Annotated in this window: 2 protein-coding genes; both read right to left on the reverse strand. The window is 33.4% G+C overall.

All coding sequences use genetic code 11. The annotated features are described in order from the left end of the window. Nucleotides 1-64 precede the first annotated feature (64 nt). Complete coding sequence (locus QM536_09290) at nt 65-1,021, reverse strand: tetratricopeptide repeat protein (GenBank protein ID MDI9357202.1); 957 nt, start codon at nt 1,019-1,021, stop codon at nt 65-67. Nucleotides 1,022-1,023: 2 nt separating this feature from the next. Beyond that, entirely contained in the window at nt 1,024-5,994 is a 4,971-nt protein-coding gene (locus QM536_09295; GenBank protein ID MDI9357203.1) for a hypothetical protein, read from the reverse strand. Nucleotides 5,995-6,020: the final 26 nt, after the last annotated feature.

Raw genomic sequence — 6,020 nt, forward strand, 5'->3', positions numbered from 1 at the left:
TATATAAAAAGAGCATTTTTAAAAATTAGTTTTTATATTTTCTTTAGTCTCTTTTGAAAATGGTTTAGAGTTGTTGTATGTGTTCATTTGCTTTTTTTTGATTGTTGAGTTTTTGGTATACTTGTGCTAGTAAAAAGTGGATGTTTTCTATTTTTTTATCTAAAGAATGGGCTTTTAAGAAGTGTTCTAATGCATGGTTCCATTGTTGTTTTTTTTGATAATATATGCCTTTGTTTTTGTGGGCATTTGCATTGTTTGCATCGTAATAAATAGCTCTGTTGAAATACTCTAAGGATTCGTCTATTTTGTTTGTTTTTAAGAGTATGTATCCTTTATTATTTTGAAAGGAGCTTTCGTGGTAGGATGTTTTTAATGCGGTATTTATGTGTGCAAGAGCGGAGTCATATTTTTCTTGTTGTACTAGTATTTGTGATATGGTGTTATGGATTTGAGGATTGTTGGGTATGTAGAATAGTCCTTTTTTTAAGTAGTGGGTTGCGCTGTCTTTTTTTTTGAGATAGAAGTAGGTAGTTCCTAAATTTCCGTAAATTTCTCCGTTTGTAGTGTCTCGTTTGAGGGCATGGAGGAATGATATTTTTGCTTCTGTATACATTTTAGCTTGGAAGTGGATGATTCCTTCTGTGATATATATTTTTGAGGAGTCGGGATAAAATTGTTTGATTTTGTGTAGGTCTTTTATTGCTTTTAAGTATCTATTTTGTATATAATAGGCGTTTGCTCGGTTAAAATATGCATCTACGTATTGAGAATCTATGGATATAGCGGTATTAAAGTCTAGTATTGCTTGTCCTATGTTGTTATTTTTTAGGTATGCGACTCCTCTGTTATTATAAGCATTTTTATACTGTTTGTTTTTTTGGATACATCTGTTGTACCATTGAATTGCTTGTGAGTAATTTTGTTTTGATAATGCTTGGTTTCCTTTATAAAAGAGAGTATCGGTTTTGTTATCTTTGCAAGAGAAGAAGAAAATAAGAAGTATACTCAAATAGTTTTTCATTATTACTGTTTTATTATTTTTTCGTTTTGCACAATATTTCCAAAGTTGTCGTAGAGTATTAATATGTATTCTCCTGGTTTGAGTATTTTTATATTAATTTTGTATTCGTTATTTGAAAAAGAGAGAGGGTTACTTTTCATTTGTAATTTTCCAAGTATGTCGTAGATGAGGTATTTTGTTATTTTTATTTTAGTTTTAAGAGTAATGATGTCGTGAGTAGGATTAGGGTATATTTTTATATTATTATTTGTTTGGATAATGGGGGTGAGAGGGTGTGGGTGTATGGTAATTCTTCGGGTAATGGGGTTTGCAGGATAGTAATATTGATTTCCTGTTTGTATAGCTGTTATATTAATGTTGATAGGGGTTGTGACAGGGTCTACTGTAGTTATTATGGAGTCGCGAATGTTTATAGAAGAGTCGTTGGTGAAGAAAGATACGGGGAGTCGGGATGTGCTTGTTGCTTTTAGTGTAAAGAATACGTCTGTATAGAATAATACGGTTGGAGTGATAAAGTGTATAGTTTGATTTCTTTTTTGGATGATTGTCTGGGGGAATATTATGAGTGTTTGTGATACAGGTGTAGCAGGGTTGTATTCATTATTCCCTTCTTGGTATGCGATGATGTTGACGGTTCCATGACCTGTAATATTAACAGCTTTTTTATCTATAGTAGCAATATTTGAGTTAGAGCTGGTAAAATAAATGGGTAGTAATGAGTTAGTTCTTGCGGAGAGTAAAAAAGTAGGGTCTCCGACTGTTTTATGTGGAATAGTTTCAAAGATTATATTTTGATTTTTCTTTGCGGTGGATATGATATTTATTTTTTGTTCTATTGGGATTGCGGGATTGTAGGTTTGGTTTCCTGTTTGCAATGCTGTAATAGTTATGATTCCTATATTTTTTATATATACAGAATCATTTATTATTTTTAATTTAGTGGTATCAGAAGAAATGTAGGTTATAGGAAGGTTTGCGGAGCTTTGAGATAGTATTGTAAAAGGTGGGCTTTCTAAGGTTTTTTCGGGTATTGTTTGGAATATTATTTCTTGGGGGAGTTTATTTTTGTCCCATATAGTAAGATATTTTATTATAGGATGAGCGGGATTGTATTCGGGGTTTCCTGGTTGGGCAGCTGTTATTTTTATTTGTCCTGATTGTAATATGATAATGGTATCTTCTAGTACAGTTGCAATATATGGGTCGGATGATTGGTATTGAATAGGGAGCTTGCTGGATGCAAATGCTTCCAGTATAAATGGTGCATCTCCTTTGTATTTGAGAGGGATATTGTTAAAAGTTATGGTTTGTTGGTATTTGTCGGGATCGGCATTAGTAGTATTTACAATAGGTGGTAAAATAAGAATAGTTCTATATATAGGGTCTGCTGGTAGGTAGAATCTATTTCCGTTTTGGTAGGCGGTTATTTTAGCGATGCCTGATGTGTCCATTATTACAATGTTATCTATTATGTTGACAATTTTTGTATCTGATGAGACGTATGTTATAGGGAGTTTAGAATCAGAATAGGCGGCAAGTTTGAAAGAATACTTTCCGAAAGTTTTTACAGGAATATTAGGGAAGGTAATATTTTGGTTTGTTTTTTCGACTATAAGTTTTTGGGAAACGGAATTAGAGGGAATATAGATAATATTACCGTTTTGATAGGCAGTAATGGTAGTTGTTCCGGGTTCTTTTAAGATTATATTTTGTCCATCAACAATAGCCACAAATTCATTGGAAGAGGAGTATGTTATAAATAGACCTGATGAAACGAATGCTCTGAGAGTAAAAGGAGGGTCTGCCCATGTTCTATTTATAAGAGGATTGAAAGTAAGGGTTTGCGGTCTTTTAGATACGTATAATGTTTTTTGTATTGGCGTTGCGGGGTAATAATTGTTATTTCCATTTTGATATGCTGTTATTATAGTTGCTCCTCCACCGTTTACAAATACGACATTAGAAGAGATAGTTGCAACATTTTGATTGGATGAGGAGTACGAAACAGTTAAGCCCATATTAGATCTGGCATGTATTTGAAAAGGTTCGTCTCCCAAATATTTAGAAAAGATGGAATCCATCGTTATTTGTTGCAATTTTTTATCTACGAAAAGTATTTGTGATACGGGGGATGCGGGTCTATAGGTTTCATTACCTGTTTGAAAAAAAGTCACATTGGTAGTACCTGCTTGTAAAATAGTAATGGTATTATTTTCTAAATGTGCGATTGATGAGTTTGAGAAAGAATAGGTAATGGGTAAGAAAGAAGTTGCAGATGCTTCTATTATAAATGGGGCATCATCAAATATTTTGGAAGGTATTGGGGTAGCAAAGATGGATTGTTCTATTTTTATTACTAGGTTTTGATACGCTATTGCAGAGTTAACGGTTGTGTTACCTTCTTGGAAAGCTGTTATCGTAGCAGTTCCGTTCGATCTTATAAAGATAGTATTTCCGTTTATTGTTGCTACGGAAGGATTTGAGCTTGTAAATTCTATTGGTAGTAGTGAGGAACTGGATGATGCTGTAAGAATAAATGGCGGATGTCCAATTATTTTTTCGGGTATTGGAAGGAAGGATATGGTTTGATTTGTTTTTGATACAGAGTTTATGATAAGTCGTTGTGTATTAAAAGCTGGTAAATAATTTTTATTTCCTGTTTGGTATGCGGTTATATTTATTATTCCGTGATTTATTATAGTTACAGAATTATTGAGTACTGAGGCTACTGCTATATTAGATGAAGAGTAGATTATGGGTAAGCTAGCGGATGAATATGCGGTAATATTAAAAATAGGGTCTGTATTTATTTTAGGGGGTAGATTAGGAAAGCTTATAATTTGATTTGCTCGGGTAACAATGAGTGTTTGGAATACGATATTAGTAGGATTCAAGTTTTGGTTTCCGAGATGGTATGCACTGATGAGGCAGGTTCCGGCTTGTTTAATAGTAACTCTATTTATATGTATAGTAGCTACAGATGTATCATTACTTATATATGTGGGGGTTAATCCAGAAGATAGTGTAGAAGATAGTAAGAAATCGGATCCTCCGTATATTTTTATTGGAATGGGTGCAAAAATAATTGTTTGATTTTGTTTGAGAGTATCTAGTACTCTTATTATGGTGGTTGCTTGGGTGGCGTTATAGTTATTATTTTCTGGTTGTCTTGCTGTTATTATTACTATACCTGAGCTTCTTACAAAAACACTATCTTTCTTTATTTGGACAATATTTGTATTAGAGCTGGTAAAAGAGAGAGGTAAAGATGAGCTAGAAGAAGCAGATATTTTAAATGCCCTGTCTCCTAAGGTTTTAGTTGGTATTTGTGCTAAAGTTATAGATTGATTTGCTTTTACTATTCTCATGCTTTTTGTGATTATTTGTGGATTATAAGATGCATTTCCGTATTGATAAACACTTATATTTGTAGTCCCCGGTTGAATAATACGCACAGTATCATTGGATATAGTTACTATTGCAGTGTTTTCACTTATATAAGATATAGGTACGGTGGAGTTGGAAGTAATCCCGAGTAAAAAAGGAGGGTCTCCAAAGGTTTTTTCAGGTATATCTACAAAATAAAGATTGGGATATTGTTTTGTAGGATTGGAAACGAATATAAGTTGACTTGCGTTTGTAGGTAGGTAATTTTTATCTCCATTTTGGATAAAAAAGAGAGAGGTTATCCCATCTTGTGAACCTATATATATTTGATTTCCCGAAAAGTATGCTATAGAAGTATTGGAACTACTGTAAGTAAGAGATAGCCCACTCGATGCGGAGTAAGAAAGAGTGAAAGCGTTATCTCCCATATTTTTAATGATGGGTATATGAGATATATTTATGGATTGAGATGCTTTGTGTATGGTTAAAAATACTTTTACGGTGTCCGCTTTTTCGTAGTTTTGGTTTCCGTTTTGAGAGAGAGAGAGAGAAACTGTCCCAGCTCCTTGTATAGTGAGAGTATTATTCTGCAAATATAAAAGAGTATTAGAAATGGAGTAAACGAGAGGTAAAGTGCTGTTAGAAGTGGCATTTATAGTAAAGGGTATCTCTCCGTATGTTTTTTGATATTGTGTGGTAGAAATATATATTTGCTGTAATTTTTTTGTGATGGTAAATATTTTTTGTACAGATGTGGCAGCATTGTAATTACCATCTCCATTTTGAGACGCTGTTATAAGAACCGTACCCACAGAAAGAATAGTTGCTCTACTTCCATCGATAGAAACTATATTATTGTTACTAGTGTAAGAAATAGGTAGGCCTGATGTAGTATTTGCTGTAAAATCAAAATTATGTCCGAATGTTTTGAGAGTATTTTCTTCAAATGTTATGCTCTGATTTCTTTTTAATATATAGAGAACTTGTGATACATTATTTGCAGGATAGTAGAGTTGATTTCCACTTTGGGTAGCGGTAATAAGGGCTGTTCCTGAACCGATGTTGTTAATAACGACTCTATTTCCTTGTATGGATATAAGAGATGTATTTTCGGTAGTATAGGTAATAGGTAGTCCTGATGTGCTTACGGCACCGAGATAAAATTCATCTAAATATTCTTGAGGTGGTAAAGTATTAAAAATAATTTCTTGTCCGCTCATTAAACTAAAACTATCTTCTATAGCCCAATTACTTGCTTTCCCTGTCGCATCAATTGCCTGAACACTCCAATAATATGTTTTCGGTTTTGCAAGAGTTGATACATTGAGTATAAAAAAATTTGTATGAATGGTATTATTCATTTCACCCAGAAGGGGTTTACCGTTTGGAAGTGTTTGGCTACTTCGGACAGAGTTTTTGTTTTCTTTTGTGCCGATGTATATATTGTAGGTAACAAAGTTTTGGTTCATTCCGCTTGCTGTTGAATCTTTTGAAGGAGACCATGAAAGCATTACTTTTCTATTTCTTTCTATAATAGAATCTCTCAATGTGGTAGGTATAGTAGGGGCAGTATTGGTGCTCAACATGTTTTTCCCTTTATCATTTCTATAAA

The sequence above is a fragment of the Chitinophagaceae bacterium genome, from assembly GCA_030053935.1.
Taxonomy (GTDB): domain Bacteria; phylum Bacteroidota; class Bacteroidia; order Cytophagales; family JASGCU01; genus JASGCU01.